Origin of the sequence: Micromonospora sp. NPDC047074 (assembly GCF_040643815.1) — a bacterium.
Classification (GTDB): Bacteria; Actinomycetota; Actinomycetes; order Mycobacteriales; family Micromonosporaceae; genus Micromonospora.
This window is the reverse complement of record NZ_JBEYVB010000020.1, coordinates 47,599-69,855: the sequence shown is the minus strand read 5'-3', so window position 1 is coordinate 69,855 and position 22,257 is coordinate 47,599. Positions and strand designations below refer to the sequence as shown.

Below are 22,257 nucleotides of genomic sequence, written 5' to 3'. Positions count from 1 at the left end.
GTGGATGCCCCGGCCCGGGCGAGGCAAACGCGTTTCGCCCGGTTGCTGGCCGGGTAGGCGGATCGGATGACTGCGACCGGCGCGGAGAGCGCGGACGCCGTGGTGGTCGGGGCCGGCCACAACGGCCTGGTCGCCGCCAACCTGCTGGCCGACGCCGGCTGGGACGTACTGGTGCTGGAGGCGACCGCCGCGCCGGGCGGGGCGGTGCGTTCCGCCGAGGTGACCGCCCCCGGTTACCTGAGCGACCTCTACAGCTCGTTCTATCCTCTCGGCTACGCCTCGCCGGTGCTGCGTGGGCTGCGGCTCGACCGCTACGGCCTGCGCTGGCGGCATTCCCCGGACGTGCTCGCCCATCTGCTGCCCGACGGCCGGGCCGCGGTGCTCAACCGCGACCCGGAGACCACCGCGGCCTCGCTGGAGGCGTTCGCGCCGGGCGACGGCGAGCGCTGGTTGCACGCGTACGACGAGTGGCGCCGGGTCGCCGAGCCGATGCTGGCGAGCATCACCACGCCGTTCCCGCCGGTGCGCGGTGGCCTGACCCTGCTGCGCCGGCTGCGGGTCGCCGGGGCGTTGCGGCTGGCCCGGCGACTGGTGGTGCCGGTGCGCAGGCTCGGCGGCGAACTCTTCACCGGCGAGGGGGGCCCGGCGCTGCTGGCGGGCTGCGCCCTGCACACCGACCTGTCGCCCGAGGACGCCGGCTCCGGCGTGTACGGCTGGCTGCTCGCCATGCTCGGCCAGCAGGTCGGCTGGCCGGTGCCCGACGGCGGCGCGCAGAAGATCACCGATGCGCTGGTGGCCCGGCTGACCGAGCGCGGCGGCCGGATCCTCTACGGCGCACGGGTCGACCGGGTGCTGACGGCGCGCGGCCGGGCGATGGGGGTGCGTACGGCCGGCGGTACCCTGTGGCGGGCCCGTCGGGCGGTGCTCGCCGACGTCCCCGCCCCGGCCCTCTACCTGGACCTGGTCGGTGCCGCGGCCCTGCCGCCCCGGCTGGTGGAGGACCTGGCGCACTTCCGGTGGGACGGCTCGACGCTCAAAGTGGACTGGGCGCTGTCGGCCCCCGTGCCGTGGGTGAACCGGGCGGCGGCCACCGCCGGCACCGTGCACCTCGGCGCGGACCTGGACGGACTCACCGGCTACGCCGCCACGCTGGCCCGCCGCGAGGTGCCGCGCGATCCGTTCCTGCTGGTGGGGCAGATGTCGGTGGCCGACCCGAGCCACTCACCGCCGGGCACGGAGTCGCTCTGGTGCTACACCCACCTGCCGTTCCGCCGGCACTGGCGGCCGGAGGAGATCGCCGCGCACGTCGAGCGGGTGGAGCGGGTGCTGGAGGAGGCCGCGCCGGGGTTCCGCAGCCTGGTCGTGGGGCGGCACGTGGCCGGCCCGGCCGACCTGGAGGCGGGCGATCCGAGCCTGGTGGGCGGCGCGCTCGGCGGCGGCACGGCCGCCGCGTACCAGCAGCTGTTCCTGCGCCCGATCCCCGGCCTGGGCCGGGCGGACACCCCGGTCGACCGGTTGTTCCTGGCCAGCGCGTCGGCGCATCCGGGCGGCGGGGTGCACGGCGCGCCTGGCGCGAACGCCGCCCGCGCCGCCCTGGCCCGCGACCGCGCCCTCACCGGGGCGCTGTACGCGGCGGGGATCGACGCGGCGCACCGCGCGGTCTACCGCTGACCGAGTTCGCGTCACGCGGCGTGATGTGACCGCGACCGGAGAGGTCGCTCCTCTCACCCCTTTGCTCTGCAGCCAGATACGCACCAGTGGCCGTGTGTAGTCGCGCATGATCGGTCTCGTCTTGCCGCTGCTGGACCAGGTCCAGGTCAGCGCTGTGGTGCGTCCGTGGCTGCAGAGCAAAGGGGCGGAGGGGGTGATCCGGCTCCGGGGCCGTCAGTGACCGAGAGTGAGGTGACGCTGGGTGACCGAAGGGGTAGGCGCGGGCCGAGCGTGTTCAGCGCTCGATGTTGCGGTGCTTGCTGCGCAGCTTGAACGGCATCAGCGCGCTCTCGATCTTGGTGGCGGTGGTCATCTTGGACGCGCCGTCGCGCCGCTCCTCGAAACGGATCGGCACCTCCAGGATGGTGTGCCCGAGCTTGGTGGCCAGGTAGTGCATCTCCACCTGGAAGCTGTAGCCGTTGGACTGCACCCGCTCCAGGCCGATGTCGCGCAGCGCGTCCGCCCGCCAGATCTTGAAGCCGGCCGTCAGGTCGCGGATCCGGACCCGCAGCAGCGTGTGCACGTAGAGGTTGGCCCAGCCGCTCAGCGCCCGCCGGTAGAGCGGCCAGTTCTCGTCCAACTCGCCGCCCGGCACGTAACGGGAACCGATCACCACACCGGCCTGGGTCGACAGGAGCGCGCCGAGCATGCCCGGCAGCGCCTCCGGCGGATGCGACAGGTCGGCGTCCATCTGCGCGACGTACTCCGCCCCGCCGTCGAGCGCCCGCCCCATCCCGTCCACGTACGCCCGGCCGAGGCCCTCCTTGCCGGCCCGGTGCACGACCTCGACCCGGTCGGGGTGCTCGATGGCCAGCTTGTCCGCGACCTCACCCGTGCCGTCCGGCGAGTTGTCGTCGGCGACCAGGATCTTCAGGCCGGGCAGTGGTAGGGCCAGCAGTCGCTCGACCAGCACCGGGAGGTTGCCCGCCTCGTTGTAGGTGGGGACCACGACGGTCAGGCGTGCGTCCCGCCACGGCACGGGCAGCTGCACGGGTTCGATCATGTCGGACATCCTCGGTCGGCGGACAGGGCTCCCTGAGAGGGTAGCCAGTTGCCACATCCGGGTCGAAAAGGCACCCCGCCTGGCCTACCGTTGGGATCCGCGTCACGCGTCCGACTTCTGCCGGGTGGCGATGTCGGCCAGTCGGGTCAGGGTCTCCCTGTTGCGTTGGTGCAGCACGAGGTCGTTGACCTTGTTGCGTACCCAGTGCAGCGGTCCGGCGGCGAAGTCCTCGTCGATGCTCACCCAGGTCGAGCCCGGACCGGCCGGTTCGAGGGTGAAGACCACGATCGCCTCCCCGGCCGGCCAGAGACCGGCGCGGATGACGAGCCGGCGCGGCGGCTCGCAGGCGAGCACCGTCGAGGAGTCGTGCAGGGACACCGGCCACGGCCCGGCCTTGTGGTGCAGTTGGCTGCCGACCCGGGGCCAGGTGTCATCCACGTCGCGGACGTGCACCGTGCCGACGACCCAGTCGCTGTACGTCCAACCGTCGGCCAGCACCGCCCAGACCTGCTCCGCGGGAGCCCCGATCACCTTCTCCACGATGGCCACCACGATCCCGTACCCTGCCGCGATCCGGGCTAACGGCGTCGGCGGGTTAGCTTCTCCCGGGCGGTGGGTAACGCCACGTCCGGACCGGCGTGTCGACGCCGCCGGCCACGGCGCGGCGGACGCGCGAAGATGATGTTTACTCCCCTGGGCGCCGGGAACCCGCCGGCTGTGCGACAGGACCAGGTGGAGCCGGATCAGCGCAGGTCAGACCGGGTTTGTGCCGGTGCCGGCCGGGCCGCGTCCGGGCCCGTCCTGTTCGACGCGGTGCTGCTGGACCGGGACGGCACGTTGATCGAGGACGTGCCGTACAACGGTGACCCGGAGAAGGTGCGGCCGGTGCCCGGCGCACGGGAGGGTCTCGACCGGCTGCGGGCCGCGGGCCTGCGGCTGGCGGTGGTGACGAACCAGTCCGGCCTGGCCCGGGGGCTGTTCACCGAGACGCAGATGCGGGCGGTGCACGACCGGATCGAGCGGTTGCTGGGACGGTTCGACGCCTGGCTGGTGTGTCCCCACGACGACGGTGCCGGATGCGGGTGCCGCAAGCCGGCGCCGGGACTGGTGCACGCGGCGGCGCGGGAACTGGGCACGGTGCCGTCGCGGTGCGTGTTGGTGGGGGACATCGGGCGGGACATGACCGCGGCGCTCGCCGCGGGCGCGGCGGGGATCCTGGTTCCCACGCCGGTGACCCGCCCGCAGGAGGTGGCCGCCGCCCCGCAGGTGGCGGCCGACCTGTCGGCGGCGGTGGCGGAGATCCTGCGCCGACAGGCAGCGGTCGACCCCGCCACCTACCGCCGGGCCGACGTCGTACGGCGGACCGGCCGGCGCCGGGTGGGGACCGTGCTGGTGGTGCGCGCCGACTCGGCCGGCGACGTGCTGGTCACCGGTCCCGGCATCCGGGCCGTCGCCGCCGGTGCCGCGCGGGTGGTGCTGCTGTGCGGGCCCCGGGGTCGTGCCGCGGCCGAGCTCCTGCCCGGCGTCGACGAGATCATCGAACACCGGCTGCCCTGGATCGACCCCGCGCCCGACCCGGTCGAGCCCGCCGACATGACCGCGCTGACCGCGCGGCTGGCGGCCGTGGGCGCCGACGAGGCCGTCATCTTCACCAGCTTCCACCAGTCGCCCCTGCCGCTGGCCCTGCTCCTGCGCCTGGCCGGGGTCCGGCGGGTCAGCGCCGTCAGCGACGACTACCCCGGCAGCCTGCTCGACGTGCGGCATCGCGTGCCGGCCGGCGTACCCGAACCCGAACGCGCCCTCTCCCTGGCCGCCGCCGCCGGTCACGCCCTGCCCGACCACGACGCACCCGCCCTGCGCCTGCGCCCGACGGGGGCGCCCCCGCCGGAGGTCGGCGCCCCCGGCTACGTGGTGCTGCACCCCGGCTCGGCGGCACAGGCGCGCGGCTGCCCGCCGGAGCTGGCCGCGCGGATCGTCCACGCCCTGACCGCCGCCGGCCACCGGGTGGTGGTCACCGGCGGTCCCGACGAACGGGAGCTGACCGCGCTGGTGGCCGGCGACGTGGCCGTCGACCTGGGCGGGCGGACCGGACTCGCCGGGCTGGCCGCGACGGTCGCCGGCGCCGGCGCGGTCGTGGTCGGCAACACCGGCCCGGCCCATCTCGCCGCCGCGCACGGCGTCCCGGTGGTCAGTCTCTTCGCCCCCACTGTCCCCTTCGGACAGTGGGGGCCCTGGCGGGTGCCCACGGTGCGCCTCGGCGACGCCGAGGCGCCCTGCCGGGACACCCGGGCCGCGCGCTGCCCGGTGCCCGGGCACCCGTGCCTCAGCGGCGTCGCCCCGGAGCAGGTCCTCGACGCGCTGCGGCTGCTCGGGGTGAGCCCCGTGAGCCGGTCGACGCCGCCGGTCGGCAGCCCGGCGACCGGCGTGCCGGCGGTGGCCGGCGGCGGCGGGAGCAGCCGATGAACCTGCTGCTCTGGCACGTGCACGGCTCCTGGACCACGTCCTTCGTGCACGGCAAGCACCGGTACCTGGTGCCCGTCACGCCGGACCGGGGCCCCTACGGCCTCGGCCGCGCCCGCACCTATCCCTGGCCGGAGACCGCCGTCGAGGTGTCCCCCGACCAGCTCCGCACCGCCGACGTCGACCTGGTCATCCTGCAACGCCCCGAGGAACTCGACCTCGCCGAGCGGTGGCTCGGCCGCCGGCCCGGCCGCGACCTGCCCGCCATCTTCGTCGAGCACAACACCCCGAAGGACGGGGACGTGCCCGACAGCCGGCATCCCATGGCCGACCGCGACGACCTGCTCATCGCCCACGTCACCGGGTTCAACCAGCTCTTCTGGGACACGGGCAGCACCCGCACCACGGTGGTCGACCACGGCATCGTCACGCCCGCCGTGGAGTACACCGGCGAGCTGGACCGGCTCGCCGTGGTGATCAACGAGCCGGTGCGCCGATGGCGGGTCACGGGCACCGATCTGCTGCCCCGGTTCGCCGAGATCGCCCCGCTGGACGTCTTCGGCATGAAGGTGGCCGGGCTGGCCGAGCACCTGGGCCTGCCAGCCGACCGGCTGGCCAGCCACGACGACGTCCCCCAGCACCGGATGCACGCGGAGCTGGGGCGACGGCGGGCGTACCTGCACCTGTGCCGGTGGACCTCGTTGGGGCTGAGCCTCATCGAGGCGATGTCCATCGGGATGCCGGTGGTCGCGCTGGCCGCCACCGAGGCGGCGATGGCGGTGCCGCCCGGCGCGGGCGCCCTGTCCACCCGGATCGACGCCCTGCTCGACGCCGCCCGGCGGTTCGTCGAGCAGCCGGCAGAGGCGCGGACGGCGGGGGCGCGGGCCCGCGTCGCCGCGCGGGACCGCTACGGCCTCGACCGTTTCCTCGCCGACTGGGACCGGCTGCTGGAGGAGGAAGTATGCGCATCGCGATGATCTCGGAGCACGCCAGCCCGCTCGCCATCCTCGGCGGCGAGGACGCCGGCGGTCAGAACACGCATGTCGCCGAGCTCTCCGCCGCCCTCGCGGCCGCCGGGCACGACGTGCGGGTCTACACCCGCCGCGACGCGGTGGACCTGCCGGTCACCGTCCGCAGCCCGGACGGCTACCAGGTGGTGCACGTGCCGGCGGGGCCGGCCGAGCCGGTCGCCAAGGACGCCCTGCTGCCGCACATGAAGGAGTTCAGCCGCTGGCTCGTCGACCGGTGGCGCGGCGACTGGACGCCCGAGGTGATCCACGCGCACTTCTGGATGAGCGGCCTGGCCGCCCTGGCCGCCAGCCGGCAGACCGGGGTGCCGGTCGTGCAGACGTACCACGCCCTCGGGGTGGTCAAGCGCCGGCACCAGGGCGTGCAGGACACCAGCCCGGCCCGCCGGATCGGCTACGAGCGGGAACTGGGCCGCGCCGTCGACCGGGTGATCGCCCAGTGCCGGGACGAGGTCGGCGAGCTGGTCCGGATGGGGGTGCCCCGGTCCCGGATGACGGTCGTCCCCTCCGGGGTCAACCTGGCCACGTTCGCCCCGCTGGGGCCGGCGGCCGAACGCCAGGACGACCGGCCGCGGATCCTGACCGTCGGCCGGCTGGTCGAGCGCAAGGGCTTCCAGACCGTCGTCCGGGCGATGGCGCACGTGCCGGAGGCCGAGTGCGTGGTGGTCGGCGGCCCGCCCGCCGGCCTGCTGGAGACCGACCCGTACGCCCGCCGGTTGCGGGCCCTCGCCGTCACCTGCGGCGTCGCCGACCGGGTGCGACTCGTCGGGGCGGTGCCCCGCGAGGAGATGGGCCGCTGGTACCGCTCGGCCGACGTCCTGGTGGCCGCCCCCTGGTACGAGCCGTTCGGGCTCACCCCGCTGGAGGCGATGGCGTGCGGCGTGCCCGTGGTCGGCACCGCCGTCGGCGGGATCAAGGACACCGTGGTCGAGGGCGTCACCGGCGACCTGGTCCCGGCCCGGGACCCGTGCGCGCTGGGCGCCGCGGTCCAGCGGCTGCTCGACGACCGGATCCGCCGCTTCGCGTACGCCACCGCGGCGCGGGAACGGGCCCGGCGGCGGTACTCCTGGGCGGCCACGGCGGAACGACTGGTGGAGGTCTACGGCGACGTGGCGGCGGTGCGCCGGCCCACCCGGGTGGTGGCCTGATGCCGGCAGCCACGCTGCTCGACACGCATCTGGAGAACCTGGCGGCGGCGCTGCTGCCCTACCGGCGGCACGAACCGCTGCTGGCCCGGTGGGGGGAGGCCCTCGCCCGTCGGCTGGTGGACGGCGGTCGGCTGCTGGTGGCCGGCAACGGCGGCAGCGCCGCCGAGGCCCAGCACCTCACCGCCGAGCTGGTCGGCAAGCTCCGCGACGACCGGCGCCCGCTGTCCGCCATCGCGCTGCACGCCGAGACCTCGGCCATGACCGCCATCGGCAACGACTACGGCTACGACGAGGTCTTCGCCCGCCAGGTTCGCGCCCACGGCCGGGCCGGCGACATCCTCCTGCTGCTGTCGACCAGCGGCACCAGCACCAACCTGATCACCGCCGCCCGGGCCGGCCGCGACACGGGGCTCACCTGTTGGGCGCTGACCGGGCCCACCCCGAACCCCCTTGCCGAACTCTGCCACGACGTCCTCGCCGTCGACTCGTCCGACAGCCAGGTCGTCCAGGAACTCCACCTCGTCACCAGCCACCTGCTCTGCGAGTACGCCGAGCGGGCGCTGCCGGCGGAGCCCCCGGGGCCGGGAACGCCCGTACGGACCGGGGTCGAGGTGCTGCTCGACGGAGGCGCAGGTCAGCAGGTCCAGGCGTGATGAGGAGGCGAGCGTGACGGGACCCGTCGTGGTGGTCGGCGACACCCTGCTGGACCGGGACGTCGAGGGGGTGGTGAACCGGCTCTGCCCGGACTCGCCGGTGCCGGTGCTGGACGAGACCGCGCACCTGGACCGGCCCGGCGGCGCCGGGCTGGCCGCGGTCTTCGCCGCCGCGCAGGGCGCCGAGGTGGTGCTGGTGACCGCGCTGGCCGACGACGCGGGAGGCGCCCGGCTGAGCTCGTTGCTGACCGCGGCAGGAGTGCAGGTATATCCCCTGGGGCTGCCCGGCGACACGCCGGAGAAGGTGCGGCTGCGTGCCCGGGGCCGGGTGCTGCTGCGCCACGACCGGGGCGGCACGGCCGGTACGCCGGGCGAGCCCTCCGAGGCGGTCCTGCGGGTGATCGCCCGCGCCTCCGCCGTGCTGGTCAGCGACTACGGGCGGGGCGTCGCCCGGCTGCCCGCGCTGCGTACGGCCCTCGCCGCCACCCGGGCGCCCGTGGTCTGGGACCCGCACCCGAGGGGCCCTGCGGCGGTGCCGGGCGTGCACCTCGCCACCCCCAACGAGTCGGAGGTGCGGGAGCTGGTCAAGGTCCCGCCGGGGGCGACCCGGCTGGCCACGGCGTCGCGGGGCGCGCAGGGGCTGCGCCGGAGCTGGCACGCCGGCGCGGTCGCGGTGACCCTGGGCGGGGACGGCGCGCTGCTCTGTCACGCCGGCGCGACCCCGATGGTGGTGCCCGCCCCGACCACCGCCGAGGGGGACACCTGCGGCGCCGGAGACAGGTTCGCGGCCACCGCCGCCCTCGCTCTGGCGCGGGGCGCGCTGGTCTCCGAGGCGGTGCAGGAGGCGGTCGCCGAGGCGTCGGCGTACGTGGCCGGCGGGGGAGTGGCGGCGGCGTTGCCGCCGGTACGTCCGCTGCCCCCGGCGGTGTCCAGCCCCGGTGGCGGGCGCGTCGGCGTGGCCGCGACCGGCGGCCTGGTCTCGGCGGTACGCGCCGCCGGCGGCACGGTGGTGGCCACGGGCGGCTGCTTCGACCTGCTGCACGCCGGGCACGTGGCGACGTTGCAGGCCGCCCGGCAGCTCGGCGACTGCCTGGTGGTCTGCCTCAACTCCGACGCCAGCGTCAGCGGGCTGAAGGGCCTGGACCGGCCGGTGATCCCGCAGGGCGACCGGGCCCGGCTGCTCGCGGCGCTGAGCTGCGTCGACGCGGTGATGATCTTCGACGAGCCCACCCCGCACGCGGCGCTGTCGTGGCTGCGGCCGGACATCTGGGTGAAGGGCGGCGACTACGCGGGTGACGGTGGCGAGCCCGCGCTGCCCGAGGCGGAGATCCTGCGCCGCTGGGGCGGGCACACGGTCGTGGTGCCCTACCTGGACGGCCGCTCCACGACCGGGCTGATCGCCGCCGCCCGGTCGGCCGGCGCGCCCGTACCTGCCGGTGGGCCGCCGCTGACCGACACCGTGCCACCGACCTGCCCGACACCCGGCCCCGCACCCGGCGCGACGCCGGCCCGGCGGTCGACCAGGACGGAGGGCACCCGATGAGCGGCCCGACGCCCGGAACCGGGCGCACGGTGCTCGTGACCGGCGGATCGAGCGGCCTCGGCGCTGCGGTGGTCGCGGCCGTGGCCCGCTCCGGCGGCCGGCCGCTGGTGCTGGACCGGCAGGAGCCCGCCGACGGGGTGCCGTGGGTCGAGTGCGACCTGGCCGACACCCGCGCGGCCGAGGCCGCCACCCGGCAACTCGCCGAGCGGTCGGGCGGGCTGGACGCCGTGGTCACCGCAGCCGGCATGGACGTGCCCGGCAAGCTGGCGGATCTGCCCGGCGAGACCTGGGAGCGGATCGTGACCGTGGACCTGCTCGCGACGGCGGCCGTCGTCCGGGCCGCCCTGCCGTTCCTGGAGACCTCCCGGGGGAGCATCGTCACCGTCGCCTCCACGCTGGGGGTCAAGGCGGTCGCGGACGCCACCGCCTACTGCGCCGCGAAGTTCGGCGTCGTCGGCTTCACCCGCGCCCTCGCCGCCGAGCTCGCCGGCCGGGTCGGGGTCACCCTCCTCGTCCCCGGTGGCATGCGTACCGCCTTCTTCGACGACCGCGACGCCGCGTACAAGCCCGGCCCCGACGCGATCCTCAACGACCCCGCCGACACCGCCGCGGCCGTCATGTTCGCCCTGTCCCAGCCCGCCGGGTGCGCCGTCCGCGAGATGGTCGTCTGCGCCGAGCAGGAAACGTCCTACCCGTGATCCTCGCGCTGCGGGCCCTCGGCGTCGGCGACCTCGTCACCGCCGCCCCCGCCCTGCGCGCCCTGCGCGCCGCGCATCCGCGCGAGGAACTGGTGCTGGTCGCGCCCGGTTGGCTCGGGCCGCTGGTCGACCTCGTCGGCGGCGTCGACCGGCTGGTCGACGCCCCGGGCCTCGGCCCGCTGCCCTGGACCGGCCGGCCCCCGCGCGTCGCCGTCAACCTGCACGGTCGCGGCCCCGAGTCGCACCGGATGCTCACCCGGATCCGCCCCGACCGGCTGCTCGCCTACGCCTGTGCCGAGGCCGGGCACCACGACGGCCCCGGCTGGCGCGCCCACGAGCACGAGGTGGACCGCTGGTGCCGGCTTCTCGACTGGTACGGCATCCCCGCCGACCACGCCGACCTGGACCTGCGGCGTCCCGCCCCCGACGGCGTCCCGACCGGGGTGACCGTGCTGCACCCGGGCTCGAAGGTCCCGGCCAAACGCTGGCCGCCGGACCGGTTCGTCGCGCTGGCCCGTGCACTCGCCGGCCGGGGGCACCGGGTGGTGTTGACCGGCAGCGCCGACGAGCGGGCGACGGCGGCGCGGATCGCGGCCGACGCGGGGTTGCCGGCCGACGCGGTGCTCGCCGGCCGGACGGACCTCGGCCGGCTGGCCGCGCTGGTGGCGTACGCCCGGCTGGTGGTCAGCGGGGACACGGGCGTGGCGCACCTGGCGACCGGCTACCGCACGGCGTCGGTGGTGCTCTTCGGCCCGGTCTCCCCGGCCCGGTGGGGGCCGCCGCCGGGCCGGCCCCGGCACCGGGCACTCTGGGTCGGCGGGGAGGATCTGCCCAGGTGGGAGGGGGTAGGAAGCCACCCGACGTTGGCGGCCATCGGGGTGGACGAGGTGGTGGCCGCGGTGGACGAGGTGGAGCGGGCGGTGCGGGTCTCCGGTGCGGTTGCGGCGTAGCGATCCGGGGCGGCCGGGGTACGGCCGTCGCCGGCGCGGCAGGGGCTGGGTCTTCCTCGACCCGTCCGGGCAGCCGGTGCGCGACCCGGACGGGCTGAGCCGGCTGCGCGGGCTGGTGATCCCGCCCGCCTGGCGCGACGTGTGGATCTGCCCGTACCCGAACGGGCACATCCAGGCCACGGGCATCGACGCGGCCGGTCGCAAGCAGTACCTCTACCACCCGAGCTGGCGCTCCAAGCGCGACGAGGCGAAGTTCGACCACGTGCTGGAGGTGGCCCGCCGGCTGCCGGTACTGCGCGAGCGGGTCGGGCGGGACCTCGCGGGCCGGGGCCTGAGCCGCGACCGGGTGCTGGCGACGGTGACCCGGCTGCTGGACATGGGGACGTTCCGGGTCGGCAGCGACCAGTACGCGGCCGGCGACGACCCGACGTTCGGGCTGTCGACCCTGCGCCCCGAGCACGCCCGGACGCGGGGCGGCTGCGTGGTGTTCGAGTTTCCCGCCAAGGGCGGCGTCGCGCAGGTGCGCAAGATCGAGGATCCGGAGCTGTGCCGGGTGCTGACCCACCTGCGCCGCCGGCGCCGGTCGGCCGACCGGTTGTTCGGCTACTGGGACGGCGGAAGCTGGCGCGACGTGCGCAGCGACGAGGTCAACGAGTACCTGCGCGTCGCCAGCGGCGGGGAGATGACCGCGAAGGACTTCCGGACCTGGCACGCCACGGTGTTGGCGGCGACCGCCCTGGCGACGGCGGGGGCGCAACGCTCGACCACGGCCCGCAGGAGAGCGGTCGCGGCGGTGATGCGCGACGTGGCGGAGCTGCTCGGCAACACCCCGACCGTGGCGCGGACGTCCTACGTCGACCCCCGCGTGGTCGACCTCTACCACGACGGCGTGCTGGTTCCGGTCGACCCGGGAACGCCCCGCGAGAAGGCCGAGCGGATCGTGCTCGAACTGCTGGAGGACTCCTGAGGCGACCGCGTCGCCGGCCCCGGGGGCGGGCGGCGGGGCGGGTGGGGGCCGGTCACCGGGCGGCCGCCCGCCGCCGCCGGGGGCGGCGGGCGGCTCGCCGCGGCCCCCGTTGGCGGCCCGATCCCGCTGCCGCCGGCGGCGGGGAGGGTCGGGGCGCCTCAGGATCGAGTCTGCCCCCCGAAGGTTGACTGTGGACGCCGCCGGGTTGGTTTTCCGTGCCGGGCTAGCCCTTCTCGCCGGCCCGCCAGGCCTGCGGCGTGACCCCGTGCGCACTGCGGAAGACGCGGCTGAAGTGCGCCTTGTCCGGAAAGCCCCAGCGTGCCGCGATCGCCTTGACGGGCTGCCCGCGCAGGCCCGGGTCGGCGAGGTCGCGCCGGCACCGGGCCAGCCGCAGGTCACGGATGTACGACGCGACCGTCGACTCCTCGGCCGCGAAGAGCCGGTGCAGCGTACGCAGCGAGATGTGGTGCGCGTCGGCCACCGTCTGCGGGTTCAGCGTCGCGTCCCCGAGGTGCCGCTGGATGTACGCCTGCACCTCCGTGAAAAGCGCGCGTCGGCGGACGTCGGTCGGGACGTTGTCCTCCCTGAGCAGGTGCCGACCGAGCATGGTGGACGCCAGGTCGAGGCCGACGGTGCCGAGCCGGACGGCGTCGGTGGCGTGGTACTGCTCGGGATGGTTGGCGATCTGGCCGAGGAACTGGGCCAGCAGCGCGCCGATCCCCTCGCTGCCCGACATCCGCCCGCCGAGCAGGGGCGCCAGCCGGTCCGGCGGCAGTGGCAGCGCGGCGTGCGGGATGAGCGCCACGACGGAGCGGGCCGGCTGCCGGCCGCCGTCGTCGCCGATGTGTCGGATCCCGTAAGGCCGTGACCCGTCGTAGAAGACGAACTCGCCTGGCCCCAGCACGCTGCTGTGGCCCGCCTGGTTGGCCGCGCTGTCGCCGTTGACGGTGAGCGCCAGCGTGTACATCTCCAGTCCCGACTGGCGGAGCAGCTTCGGCGTCTGGACGCCCTCCAGCGAGGGATAACGGTGGTTGGCCACCCGGATCGGCCCGAGCTCGATGACGTCGGCCCGGGCGGTGAAGTCGTGCGCGTGCTCCGTCCGGATCCGCAGCGGCGACGACGTACGGGACACCAGGTCGAGCCACATCCCGAAGCGTTCTGCCGCCGGCACCTGTGTGGTGTCGACGGTGTTCCGCAACAGCATCCGCGCCCCCCACGTTCGCGCCGGTCCGGCGGCCATTGTCCACCGTGGCCGACCGCCCGCCCAGGGTTTTCGGCCCTTGCGGACGCCGGTCCGGGCGATCGGCCCGGTCAGCCGGCCGCCGTGCGACTGCGGATCAGCACCTCGATGCCGTCGAGGATCCGGTCGAGGCTGAACCGCCACTCCGCCTCGAACTCCTCTTCCTCCCCACCGGCGGTCTCCGCCCCGCCGTCGGCCTCCTCCGCCAGCAGTTCCCGGATCGCCGGGTAGGGGCCGTGCCGGGTCAGCCGGGCGAGCTGCTGCCAGTAGTGCACTCCGACGTCGTCGGGGCTGAGCTGCCTGCGCGCCGCCGCCTCGGTCATGTCGACGGTGAGCGTGGCCCAGTACCGGGCGTACCCGTTGACCAGCATGATCGCCGAGAGCCGTTCGGCGGCGTTGAGGCCGGTGCCGCGCAGGGCGGCCAGCCCCTGCTCCATCCAGCGGACCCCGTTGGGGCCCAACGGCGGGCCGCTGACCGGGACCTGCCGGATCCACGGGTGGCGGTGGATCGCCACCATGTTGGCGCGCGCCCAGCGGGCGAGGGCCGGCCGCCACCCCTCGTCGGGGCCGCGCGGCGCCGGGGGGTCGCCGGACGCGGCGTCGGCCATCAGCTCCAGCAGGTCGCTCTTTGCGGAGACGTAGCGGTAGAGCGACATGGTCGCCACGCCCAGCTCACCGGCCACCCGGCTCATCGACACCGCGGGCAGCCCGTCGGCCTCGGCCACCCGGATGCCGGCGGTCACCACCTGCTCCATGGTGAGGCTCCGCCGAGGGCCCTTGCCGGGGCGTTCCCGCAGGCCCCAGGCCAGCTCGACGCTCTCGGGCAGATCGACGTCGGGGTCGCTCATCCTCACCTCTCCGTTGTCACCTTGACCGCCATCCTATCTTCTGCGTATGGTGCACGCAGTACAGCGTATGCCATACGCAGAATGCGGAGAGTGAGGCGCGATGGGGACAGCAGCCGTGGCGGTGGAGACCGTCGACCTACGCAAGTCCTACGGCGGGGTGGCCGTGCTCGACGGCCTCACCATGCGGGTCGCCCGGGGCAGCGTGCACGCGCTGCTCGGCCCGAACGGGGCGGGCAAGACCACGACCGTGCGGATCCTGGCCACGCTCACCGCGCCCGACGACGGCGGAGCCCGGGTGGACGGTCACGACGTGGTCCGCGACCGGCGCCGGGTGCGGCGGGCGATCAGCCTCGCCGGCCAGCACGCGGCGCTCGACGACCAGCAGACCGGCACGGAGAACCTGCACATGATGGCCCGGCTGGCCGGCCTGGCCCCGACCGCGGCCCGGCGGCGGGCCGCCGATCTCCTGGAGCGCTTCGATCTGGTCGCCGCGGGCGGCCGGCGGGTGGTGACCTACTCCGGCGGGATGCGCCGCCGGCTCGACCTCGCGGCCAGCCTGGTCGGCGAGCCGTCCGTGATCTTCCTCGACGAGCCGACCACCGGCCTCGACCCGCGCAGCCGGCAGGGCCTGTGGGAGGTCGTCGCCGAGCTGGCCGGCGCCGGGGTGACGGTGCTGCTCACCACGCAGTACCTCGAGGAGGCGGACCGGCTCGCCGACCGGATCGCCGTGCTGCACGGGGGGCGGCTGGCCGCCGAGGGCAGCGCCAGCGACCTCAAGCGCCGCTTCGGCGCCCACCGACTGGAGTTGACGTTGCGTGACACGCCGAGCTTCGCCGCGGCGGCGCAGCGGCTCGGCGAGCGGGTCACGCACCGCGACCCCGCCCGGCTGGAACTGGCGGTGGCCACCGGCGGTGGAGCCCCCGAGATCCGCCGCCTGCTCGACGAGGTCGACCCCGAGCAGCGGGAGATCGCCCGGTTCACCGTCCGCGAGGCGACCCTGGACGACGTCTTCCTCACCCTCACCGGCGACCCGGTGACCGCCCGCCGGGAGGTGGCCGGTGTCTGAGCTGACCCTGCGACCGACCCGTGCCGGCGAGGCCGTCGTCATGGTGGCGCGCTGCCTGCGGCTGTCCCGGCGCAACGTCGACGCGCTGCTCACCTCGCTGCTGCTGCCGGTGCTCCTGATGCTGCTCTTCGTCTACCTGTTCGGCGGCGCGATCGACACCGGTACCCGGTACGTGACCTACGTCGTGCCCGGCGTACTGCTGCTCTGCGCCAGCTTCGGCGCGGCGACCACCGCCGTCAGCGTGACCACCGACCTGACCAACGGGGTCGTCGAGCGGTTCCGCACGATGGATGTCAGCGCCAGCGCGATCCTCGGCGGGCACGTCGTCGCCAGCATCGTCCGCAACACCGTCTCCACCGCGCTGGTGCTGGCCGTGGCCGTCGCCATCGGCTTCCGTCCGGCCGTGGCGCCGCTGCGCTGGCTGGCCGCGTTCGGGGTGCTGCTGCTCTTCCTGCTCGCCGTGTCCTGGCTGTCGGCCGCGTTCGGCCTGCTGGCCCGTACCCCGGAGGCCGCCAGTGGCTTCACCTTCCTGGCCATGTTCCTGCCGTACCCGAGCAGCGCGTTCGTGCCGGTGGAGACGATGCCGAGCTGGATCCGCGGCTTCGCCGACCACCAGCCGGTCACGCCCGTCATCGAGACGCTGCGGGCGTTGTTGCTGGGCACCCCGACGGGCTCGGCGCCGGCCCTGGCGGTGGCCTGGTGCCTCGGCATCCTGGCCGTCTCGGTGCCGCTGACCGCCGTGCTGTTCCGCCGCCGGGTCGCCTGAGCACCGCCCGCCGGGCAGCACGCGACGCGACGGCGGCCCCGAAGTCAGCTCCGGGGCCGCCGTCGTATCGCAGGGTGGTGCGTCAGTCGTTGAGCACCTGGGAGAGCCGGTCGCGGAAGCGCCGCTCCGAGTCGCTGACCACGTCCCCGCCGAGGCCGAGGATGCCGCCGGTCGACGCCGCGCCCACCACCTGCTCGGCGATCTCCACCAGCCAGTGCTTGTACGCCCCGGCCTCGCCCTCGTCCGTCCGGGCGGCCAGCAGCGCCGCCGCCTCGACGGCCCGCCCCAGCACGTCCTCCAGGTAGGCCCGGGGGTCGGCGGGCGCGATGGCCGGCAGCTCCTCGCCGGCCTCCGGGTCGCCCACCCGCGAGACGATCTCGCCGGCCACGGCGGCGACCAGCGGGCTGGCCGACTCCCGGCCGGCGGCGATGGTCTCCAGCCCGGCCGCGTTCTCGGCCATGGTGCGCTTGGTGCCGTCGGACTCGGCGGCGCTCGCCGCGGTCAGCACCGACTGCGGCAGGCCGACCAGCAGCCCCCACTCCTCGTCGGAGAAGCCGAATCCGGTGTACGCCGGCTGCTCGATCACGGCAACGCCCCTTTCCGCACTGATGTCGATCGTCGTCCAAGGCCCCGCCAGCGGTGCCCGGCTCAGGCTAGTCGAGGGTCAGCAGACCCTGTTCGGACACCACGCTCACCGAGAGCGTCTTGTACCCCACCTCGTCGAAGAGCACCGTCATCCGGCCCTCCTCGTAGCTCAGCACCATGCCGGGCCCCCACTCCGGGTGCCGCACGTGGCTGTGCACGGGGAAGGGCCCGACCGCGCCGTCGTCGGAGGTGCTGGTGCCGGCGTGGCAGTTGTCGCAGTGCCCGCAGACCTGGGTCATCTGCTCGCCGAAGTACGCCAGCAGCGTCTGCCCCCGGCAGGCGGTGGTCTCGGCGAAGGCCCGCATCATGTCGGTACGCGAGCGGGTCACGGTCTGCTGCCGCTCGGCCTCCGCCAGGGCCGCCGCGGCGGCGTCCACCGGCGCGGGGGAGTAGCGGGGGGCGCCGATGCGCTGCTTCGCCCGTGGCTCGGCCGCGCCCACCTGCTCCAGCAGGGCGAGGTACTGGCCCAGCTTGCGCGGGCCGAGGCCGGTCACCTCGCGCAGCTCCTTCTTGGTGCGCGCCTGCTTGCGCAGCAACGCGGAGAGGTCGCGCAGCTCGTCGGCGTCCGGCAGGCCACCGCTGAAGAAGCGTTGCAGCCCGACGTCCTCGCCCTGCCACAGCAGCAGCACCCGGGCGGGCGAGCCGTCCCGGCCGGCCCGCCCGATCTCCTGGAAGTAGCTGTCCGGCGAGTCCGGCAGCGCCATGTGGACCACCCAGGCGATGTTCGGCTTGTCGATGCCCATGCCGAAGGCCGAGGTGGCGACCATGATCGGTACCTGGTCGGCGAGGAACGCCTCGTGCAGCTCGGCGCGTGGCCCGGCCGCCATTCCGCCGTGGTAGTACTGGGCCGGGAAACCGGCGTCGGTGAGCCGGGCCGCCAACTCCTCGGCGGAGCGCCGGGTGGGCACGTAGATGATGCCGGGCCGGGTGTCGTCGTTCAGCAGGGCGATCAGCCGCCGCCACCGGTAGTCCTCGGTGGGGCAGTGCGCCACCTCGAGGAACAGGTTCGGCCGGTCCAGCCCGGAGACGACCACCTCGGGCTCGGTCAGCCGGAGCCGGGCGATGATGTCGTCGCGTACGGGCGGGGAGGCCGTGGCGGTCAGCGCCACCACGGGCGGCCGGCCGATGCCGTCGATGAGGTGGCCGAGCGCCAGGTAGTCGGGGCGGAAGTCGTGCCCCCACGCGGAGATGCAGTGCGCCTCGTCGATCGCCACCAGCGCCGGCTTGAGCGACTTCACCTCCGCCATCCGGTCCGGATTGGCGAGCTGCTCGGGGGTGATGAAGAGGAACTCGGCCCGCCCCTCGCGGATCTCGGTGATCGCCTGTGCCTGCTGGGCGGCCGACTCGTTCGAGCTGATCCGCACCGCCCGCAGCTCGGGTCGCTGCCGCTCGTTGAGCGCCGCGATCTGGTCCTGCTGGAGGGCCAGCAGCGGGGAGATGACCACGGTCGGGCCGGGGATCAGGCTGGCCGGGATCTGGTAGATCGCCGACTTGCCGGCGCCGGTGGGCAGCACCACCAGGGCGTCGCGGCGCTTCATCACCGCCCGCATGGCGGCCAACTGGTGGGGCCGCAGCGTCGTCCAGCCGAAGAGGCTCCTGGCCGCGCGGCGCAGAGTCGTCGAGTGCGTGAACAGTTTCATCGAGGGCCGGAGGTACCCGACGCGATCAGCGCCGAAACCGGCCGTTCTCCGGCGCGGAACACGGCCGCCCGAGCAGGGGCCGCTTGGCTGGACGGCGTACGCCATCCTGTGCCCATGCCTCCCGCCGGCCCCGGGCCGACCGCCCCCGTCCGTCCGTCGCCCGTCACCGCCGCCGCCGGTCCCCGGCTGCTCGTCGCCGCGGCCCTGGCGATCGCCGCGGCCTGGACGGTCACCGTCACCGCGTGGGAGCCGCCCGGCTTCTGGGCCGGCCTGCTGCTGCGCTCGGTGCCGTTCGGGCTGGCCCTGCTGGCCTGCGCCGTGTCGGTGTGGGCCACGGGGGACCCGTGGCGACGGCCGGCCGAGCTGGCGCTGCCCGGTGGGGCCCGGCTGCGGGTGCCGCCGGTCTCCGGCTTCGCCTGGCTCGTCGCCGGGCAGGTGCTGGTGATGGTGAGCGCCACCAGCGCGGTGGTGCGCCTCGAGTGGCTGGACGGCCCGGACGCCCCACCGGCCCCGTTGCGGTACGCGGCGCTGCTGCCGCTGGCCGGCATGGTGGCGGTGGCCGCGCTGTTGATCGGGGCGCTCGTCGCGGCGGTGCTCGCCGGCAGTCCCCGCGTCGACCTCACACCCCACGGCATCGAGGTCCGGGAGCCGTTCGGCCGCCGGAGGATCCCCTGGGCGGCGCTGGCTCCCGGCACGCCGGCCCGGCAGGAGTCGAAGAACCGGTTGGTGCTCACCGTGACGCGTCCCGAGCTGGTCGAGCGGCGCGGCCTGCCGCGTGGCTCGCGGACCGCGCCGAGGCTGGCGCTGCCCTGGCTGCGGGTGCATCCGTGGTTCCTCGCCGACGCGATCCGTCACCACGTCGACCACCCCGACGAGCGCGCGCACATCGGCACCCCCGCCGGGTACGAGCGGCTGCACCGGGCCGTGACCCGTGCCGTGCCCGGGCAGCCGCTCTGACGGGCCGGCCGGCCCCGGCGCCGCCTCACCGTACGCGGGGGAGCACCTCGCGCTGGTAGAGGTCGAACAGGCCCTGCCAGTCCCGGCCGGTGTTGGCCACGTAGACCTCGTCGAAGCCGGCCTTCGCGTACTCCCCGATGCGGGCCACGTGGGCGTCGGCGTCCCGCCCGCAGACGAACGCGTCCCTCATCATCTCCGGCCGGACCAGCTCGGCGGCCTGCTCGAAGTGTCGTGGCGAGGGCAGCACCTGGGACAGCTCGCCCGGCACCCCGGCGTTCGGCCAGCGCTCGTACGCGATCCGCATCCCCTCCTCCTCGGTCTGCGCGTACGCCGCCTTGAAGCCGGCCTGGCACGGCTTGTCGCCACCGCCGCCCTCCCGGAACCGCCGCACCGCCTCGGCGTCCGGGGAGGTGTTGACGAAGCCGTCGCCGATCCGGGCCGCCAGGTCGACGGCCTTCGGACCGAAGCCCGAGACATAGACCGGCGGGGGAGCGTCGGGCAACGTGTAGATCCGGGCGTGCTCGACGGTGTAGTGCCTGCCGTGGTGGTTGACGAAGCCGCCCCGCCACAGCTCGCGCATGACCTCGACGGCCTCCTCCAGCATCTCCAGCCGGACGTCGGTCTGCGGCCAGGCGTCGCCGAGGATGTGCTCGTTGAGCGCCTCCCCGCTGCCCACGCCGAGGACGAACCGGCCGGAGTGCATGACCGCGCTGGTCGCCGCCGCCTGCGCGACGACCGCCGGGTGCAGGCGCACGGTCGGGCAGGTGACGGCGGTGGTGACCGGCAGCCGGCAGACCTGGCTGAGGGCGCCGATCACCGACCAGACGAAGGGGCTCTGCCCCTGCGCGTCCGTCCACGGGTGGTAGTGGTCGGAGATCCAGAGCGCCTCGAAGCCGGCCCGTTCCGCGCCGCGCGCCTGCTCCAGCAACTCAGCGGGCGAAAACTCCTCGCTGGACAGGAAGTAGCCGATCCTCATGGTTTCTCCTCGCCGTGTCGTACCGGTCCGACGAGGCAGCCGATACCCCGAGGGGCGCAGCCGAACCGTCCGTGGTCAGCGGCGGAACATCGCGCGGATCGCGGCGAGCAGCAGCAACCCGCCGACCACCAGGCCGAGCAGGCGTACGCCGGGGATGTCGGCCGGGCTCGTCGCGTCGGCCAGCAGCAGGGGATCCATCCCCGAACTCTCCCCAGCGCCGGGCCCGACGGCAACTGTAAGGTTTATTGACTATTTAGGCGTGCGGTGTGAACATTGGCAGCAACCGCCGCCGGTGGCGGGCCCGCCGGGTGCGGAGAAGACGGGGGTACGACGACCGCAATGAGCGAGCGAATCATCAGCCACCACGCGGGCGGGCCGGCGTGAGCGGGCACCACGAGCCGGACCCGGGACAGCGCGTGGTGGCGTCCCGCGTCGTCGCGCACCGGGCCGGGGCGGCCGCGTGAGCGCCCCCGGTGGGAGCCTGCCGGCACTGGCCGCCGCCGTCCTGCAACCGGGGTTCGTCGGCGTCACCCCGCCGCCCTGGGTCTGTCGCTGGCTCGGCGAGGGCCTCGGCTCGGTGGTGCTCTTCGCCCGCAACGTGGTCGATCCGGAGCAGGTGGCCGCCCTCACCGCCACCCTGCGCGCCGAACGCCCCGACGTCATCGTCGCCATCGACGAGGAAGCCGGCGACGTGACCCGCATCGAGTCCGGCCGGGGCAGCTCCCGGCCCGGCAACTTCGCCCTCGGCGCCGTGGACGACCCGGCGCTGACCGAGGAGGTCGCCCGCGACCTGGGCGCCGACCTCGCCGCACTGGGGATCACCCTGGACTACGCCCCGGACGCGGACGTCAACTCCAACCCGGCCAACCCGGTGATCGGCGTACGCTCCTTCGGCGCCGAGCCGGCGCTGGTCGCCCGGCACACCGCCGCCTGGGTGCGCGGCCTCCAGGCCGGCGGGGTCGCCGCCTGCGCCAAGCACTTTCCCGGGCACGGCGACACGAAGGTCGACTCGCATCACGACCTGCCCCGGATCACCGCCGACCGGGCCCGCCTCGACGCCGTGGAACTGGCCCCGTTCCGCGCCGCCGTGAGCGCCGGGGTGCAGGCGGTGATGACCGGCCACCTGCTGGTGCCGGCGCTGGACGCGGAGCTGCCGGCGACGCTCAGCGGCCGGATCCTGGGCGGGCTGCTCCGCGACGAGCTGGGCTTCTCCGGCGTCGTGGTCACCGACGCGGTGGAGATGCGGGCGGTCGCCGACCGGTACGGCTTCGCGGGCGCGACGGTGCACGCCCTCGCGGCCGGCGCCGACGCGATCTGCATCGGCGGGGAGCGTGCCGACGAGGACTCCGCCCGGCTGCTGCGGGACGCGATCGTCGCCGCGGTCGTCGCCGGCGACCTGCCGGAGGAACGCCTCGCCGAGGCCGCCAAGCGGGTGGGTCAGCTCGCCGCGTGGACCGTGGCCGCCCGCGCCGACGCCCCGCCCCACCCCCGGCCCGGCGTCGACGGCTCGGCCGTCGGGCTGGCCGCCGCCCGCCGGGCCCTACGGGTCACCACCGCGCCGGCCGGCGTCGGCGTGCTGCCGTTGGCCGGCCCGGCGCACGTGGTCGAGTTCGAGCCGCCGCGCAACATCGCGATCGGCCCGGAGACCCCGTGGGGGCTCGCCGCCCCGCTGACCGCACTGCTCACCGGTACCACCACCGTCCGGTACGCCGAGGCCGACGTGCCCGCCGACCCGACCGTCGGGGCCGCCGGCCGGTGCGTGGTGCTGGTGGTGCGCGACCTGCACCGGCACGACTGGATGCGGGCGGCGGTGACCCGCGCGCTGGCCGCCCGGCCGGACGCGGTCGTGGTGGAGCTGGGCGTGCCCGAGCTGGTGGTCGGCGCGGTCCACGTCGCCACGCACGGCGCCACCCGGGCCGCCGGGCACGCCGCCGCCGAGCTGCTCACCCGCCGTTGACC

At 75.2% G+C, this 22,257-nt stretch carries 21 protein-coding genes; 13 read left to right on the top strand and 8 right to left on the bottom strand.

Going from position 1 to position 22,257, the window contains the following annotated elements; all coding sequences use genetic code 11:
• Positions 1–66: 66 nt before the first annotated feature.
• On the top strand, positions 67–1,671 hold the full coding sequence (locus ABZ809_RS22560; RefSeq protein WP_357564547.1) for an NAD(P)/FAD-dependent oxidoreductase: 1,605 nt from the start codon (positions 67–69) through the stop codon (positions 1,669–1,671).
• Between the two features lie 274 nt (positions 1,672–1,945).
• Here the strand turns inward: ABZ809_RS22560 and ABZ809_RS22555 are convergent, their stop codons facing one another.
• Positions 1,946–2,713 (bottom strand): polyprenol monophosphomannose synthase, encoded by a 768-nt coding sequence (locus ABZ809_RS22555; RefSeq protein ID WP_357564546.1) that lies wholly within the window; start codon positions 2,711–2,713, stop codon positions 1,946–1,948.
• Between the two features lie 102 nt (positions 2,714–2,815).
• Positions 2,816–3,265, bottom strand: coding sequence for an SRPBCC family protein (locus ABZ809_RS22550; protein WP_357564545.1), 450 nt, complete (start codon positions 3,263–3,265; stop codon positions 2,816–2,818).
• A gap of 165 nt (positions 3,266–3,430) precedes the next feature.
• On the opposite strand from ABZ809_RS22550, the gene ABZ809_RS22545 reads away from it, so the two are divergent.
• The 8 genes from ABZ809_RS22545 to ABZ809_RS22510 are packed head-to-tail and all read left to right on the top strand — an operon-like array spanning position 3,431 to position 12,160.
• A complete protein-coding gene (locus ABZ809_RS22545) occupies positions 3,431–5,176 on the top strand; it encodes an HAD-IIIA family hydrolase (RefSeq protein WP_357564544.1) in 1,746 nt (581 codons plus the stop codon).
• Positions 5,173–6,150 (top strand): glycosyltransferase, encoded by a 978-nt coding sequence (locus tag ABZ809_RS22540; RefSeq protein ID WP_357564543.1) that lies wholly within the window; start codon positions 5,173–5,175, stop codon positions 6,148–6,150. Before ABZ809_RS22545 ends, ABZ809_RS22540 begins: the two co-directional genes overlap by 4 nt.
• On the top strand, positions 6,135–7,349 hold the full coding sequence (locus ABZ809_RS22535; protein WP_357564542.1) for a glycosyltransferase: 1,215 nt from the start codon (positions 6,135–6,137) through the stop codon (positions 7,347–7,349). Before ABZ809_RS22540 ends, ABZ809_RS22535 begins: the two co-directional genes overlap by 16 nt.
• The gene (locus ABZ809_RS22530; protein WP_357564576.1) at positions 7,346–8,002 is read left to right on the top strand and encodes an SIS domain-containing protein; all 657 of its coding nucleotides are present in this window, start codon (positions 7,346–7,348) and stop codon (positions 8,000–8,002) included. The genes ABZ809_RS22535 and ABZ809_RS22530 overlap by 4 nt, the downstream gene beginning before the upstream one ends.
• Before the next feature lie 13 nt (positions 8,003–8,015).
• Complete coding sequence (locus ABZ809_RS22525; RefSeq protein WP_357564541.1) at positions 8,016–9,545, top strand: PfkB family carbohydrate kinase; 1,530 nt, start codon at positions 8,016–8,018, stop codon at positions 9,543–9,545.
• A complete protein-coding gene (locus tag ABZ809_RS22520) occupies positions 9,542–10,243 on the top strand; it encodes an SDR family oxidoreductase (protein WP_357564540.1) in 702 nt (233 codons plus the stop codon). The genes ABZ809_RS22525 and ABZ809_RS22520 overlap by 4 nt, the downstream gene beginning before the upstream one ends.
• Positions 10,240–11,193, top strand: a complete 954-nt coding sequence (locus tag ABZ809_RS22515) for a glycosyltransferase family 9 protein (RefSeq protein ID WP_357564539.1) — start codon at positions 10,240–10,242, stop codon at positions 11,191–11,193. Before ABZ809_RS22520 ends, ABZ809_RS22515 begins: the two co-directional genes overlap by 4 nt.
• Positions 11,177–12,160 (top strand): DNA topoisomerase IB, encoded by a 984-nt coding sequence (locus tag ABZ809_RS22510; protein WP_357564538.1) that lies wholly within the window; start codon positions 11,177–11,179, stop codon positions 12,158–12,160. Before ABZ809_RS22515 ends, ABZ809_RS22510 begins: the two co-directional genes overlap by 17 nt.
• Positions 12,161–12,383: 223 nt before the next feature.
• Here ABZ809_RS22510 and ABZ809_RS22505 read toward each other — a convergent pair whose 3' ends face one another.
• Both ABZ809_RS22505 and ABZ809_RS22500 read right to left on the bottom strand, forming a co-directional pair.
• Positions 12,384–13,364 carry a helix-turn-helix domain-containing protein gene (locus ABZ809_RS22505; protein WP_357564537.1) on the bottom strand — a complete coding sequence of 327 codons (981 nt, stop codon included), beginning with the start codon at positions 13,362–13,364 and terminating at the stop codon, positions 12,384–12,386.
• A gap of 107 nt (positions 13,365–13,471) precedes the next feature.
• Complete coding sequence (locus ABZ809_RS22500) at positions 13,472–14,248, bottom strand: TetR/AcrR family transcriptional regulator (protein ID WP_357564536.1); 777 nt, start codon at positions 14,246–14,248, stop codon at positions 13,472–13,474.
• Between the two features lie 100 nt (positions 14,249–14,348).
• Between ABZ809_RS22500 and ABZ809_RS22495 the strand changes: the two genes are divergently transcribed.
• Together ABZ809_RS22495 and ABZ809_RS22490 are read left to right on the top strand one after the other, a co-directional pair.
• The gene (locus tag ABZ809_RS22495) at positions 14,349–15,314 is read left to right on the top strand and encodes an ATP-binding cassette domain-containing protein (protein ID WP_357564535.1); all 966 of its coding nucleotides are present in this window, start codon (positions 14,349–14,351) and stop codon (positions 15,312–15,314) included.
• Positions 15,307–16,080 (top strand): ABC transporter permease, encoded by a 774-nt coding sequence (locus ABZ809_RS22490; protein WP_357564534.1) that lies wholly within the window; start codon positions 15,307–15,309, stop codon positions 16,078–16,080. The genes ABZ809_RS22495 and ABZ809_RS22490 overlap by 8 nt, the downstream gene beginning before the upstream one ends.
• Before the next feature lie 82 nt (positions 16,081–16,162).
• Here ABZ809_RS22490 and ABZ809_RS22485 read toward each other — a convergent pair whose 3' ends face one another.
• Both ABZ809_RS22485 and ABZ809_RS22480 read right to left on the bottom strand, forming a co-directional pair.
• Positions 16,163–16,666 carry a hypothetical protein gene (locus tag ABZ809_RS22485; protein WP_357564533.1) on the bottom strand — a complete coding sequence of 168 codons (504 nt, stop codon included), beginning with the start codon at positions 16,664–16,666 and terminating at the stop codon, positions 16,163–16,165.
• Positions 16,667–16,733: 67 nt separating this feature from the next.
• Positions 16,734–18,365 (bottom strand): RecQ family ATP-dependent DNA helicase, encoded by a 1,632-nt coding sequence (locus ABZ809_RS22480; protein WP_357564532.1) that lies wholly within the window; start codon positions 18,363–18,365, stop codon positions 16,734–16,736.
• A 114-nt stretch (positions 18,366–18,479) separates the two neighbouring features.
• Here ABZ809_RS22480 and ABZ809_RS22475 point away from each other — a divergent pair, with 114 nt between their 5' ends.
• Entirely contained in the window at positions 18,480–19,322 is an 843-nt protein-coding gene (locus tag ABZ809_RS22475; protein WP_357564531.1) for a PH domain-containing protein, read from the top strand.
• A 25-nt stretch (positions 19,323–19,347) separates the two neighbouring features.
• Here ABZ809_RS22475 and ABZ809_RS22470 read toward each other — a convergent pair whose 3' ends face one another.
• Together ABZ809_RS22470 and ABZ809_RS22465 are read right to left on the bottom strand one after the other, a co-directional pair.
• Positions 19,348–20,298: a TIGR03557 family F420-dependent LLM class oxidoreductase gene (locus ABZ809_RS22470; protein ID WP_357564530.1), complete on the bottom strand. Its 951-nt coding sequence runs from the start codon at positions 20,296–20,298 to the stop codon at positions 19,348–19,350.
• A 75-nt stretch (positions 20,299–20,373) separates the two neighbouring features.
• Positions 20,374–20,496 carry a hypothetical protein gene (locus tag ABZ809_RS22465; RefSeq protein ID WP_255474757.1) on the bottom strand — a complete coding sequence of 41 codons (123 nt, stop codon included), beginning with the start codon at positions 20,494–20,496 and terminating at the stop codon, positions 20,374–20,376.
• Positions 20,497–20,758: 262 nt separating this feature from the next.
• Between ABZ809_RS22465 and ABZ809_RS22460 the strand changes: the two genes are divergently transcribed.
• Positions 20,759–22,255 carry a glycoside hydrolase family 3 protein gene (locus tag ABZ809_RS22460; protein ID WP_357564529.1) on the top strand — a complete coding sequence of 499 codons (1,497 nt, stop codon included), beginning with the start codon at positions 20,759–20,761 and terminating at the stop codon, positions 22,253–22,255.
• Positions 22,256–22,257: the final 2 nt, after the last annotated feature.

Excerpts from the sequence above, each read along its gene's own strand:
- ABZ809_RS22560 (WP_357564547.1), top strand. The coding sequence starts at position 67 with ATGACTGCGACCGGCGCGGAGAGCGCGGACGCCGTGGTGGTCGGGGCC.
- ABZ809_RS22555 (WP_357564546.1), bottom strand. The coding sequence starts at position 2,713 with ATGATCGAACCCGTGCAGCTGCCCGTGCCGTGGCGGGACGCACGCCTG.
- ABZ809_RS22540 (WP_357564543.1), top strand. The coding sequence starts at position 5,173 with ATGAACCTGCTGCTCTGGCACGTGCACGGCTCCTGGACCACGTCCTTC.
- ABZ809_RS22535 (WP_357564542.1), top strand. The coding sequence starts at position 6,135 with ATGCGCATCGCGATGATCTCGGAGCACGCCAGCCCGCTCGCCATCCTC.
- ABZ809_RS22520 (WP_357564540.1), top strand. The coding sequence starts at position 9,542 with ATGAGCGGCCCGACGCCCGGAACCGGGCGCACGGTGCTCGTGACCGGC.
- ABZ809_RS22505 (WP_357564537.1), bottom strand. The coding sequence starts at position 13,364 with ATGCTGTTGCGGAACACCGTCGACACCACACAGGTGCCGGCGGCAGAA.
- ABZ809_RS22500 (WP_357564536.1), bottom strand. The coding sequence starts at position 14,248 with ATGAGCGACCCCGACGTCGATCTGCCCGAGAGCGTCGAGCTGGCCTGG.
- ABZ809_RS22495 (WP_357564535.1), top strand. The coding sequence starts at position 14,349 with ATGGGGACAGCAGCCGTGGCGGTGGAGACCGTCGACCTACGCAAGTCC.
- ABZ809_RS22480 (WP_357564532.1), bottom strand. The coding sequence starts at position 18,365 with ATGAAACTGTTCACGCACTCGACGACTCTGCGCCGCGCGGCCAGGAGC.
- ABZ809_RS22475 (WP_357564531.1), top strand. The coding sequence starts at position 18,480 with ATGCCTCCCGCCGGCCCCGGGCCGACCGCCCCCGTCCGTCCGTCGCCC.
- ABZ809_RS22470 (WP_357564530.1), bottom strand. The coding sequence starts at position 20,298 with ATGAGGATCGGCTACTTCCTGTCCAGCGAGGAGTTTTCGCCCGCTGAG.
- ABZ809_RS22465 (WP_255474757.1), bottom strand. The coding sequence starts at position 20,496 with ATGGATCCCCTGCTGCTGGCCGACGCGACGAGCCCGGCCGACATCCCC.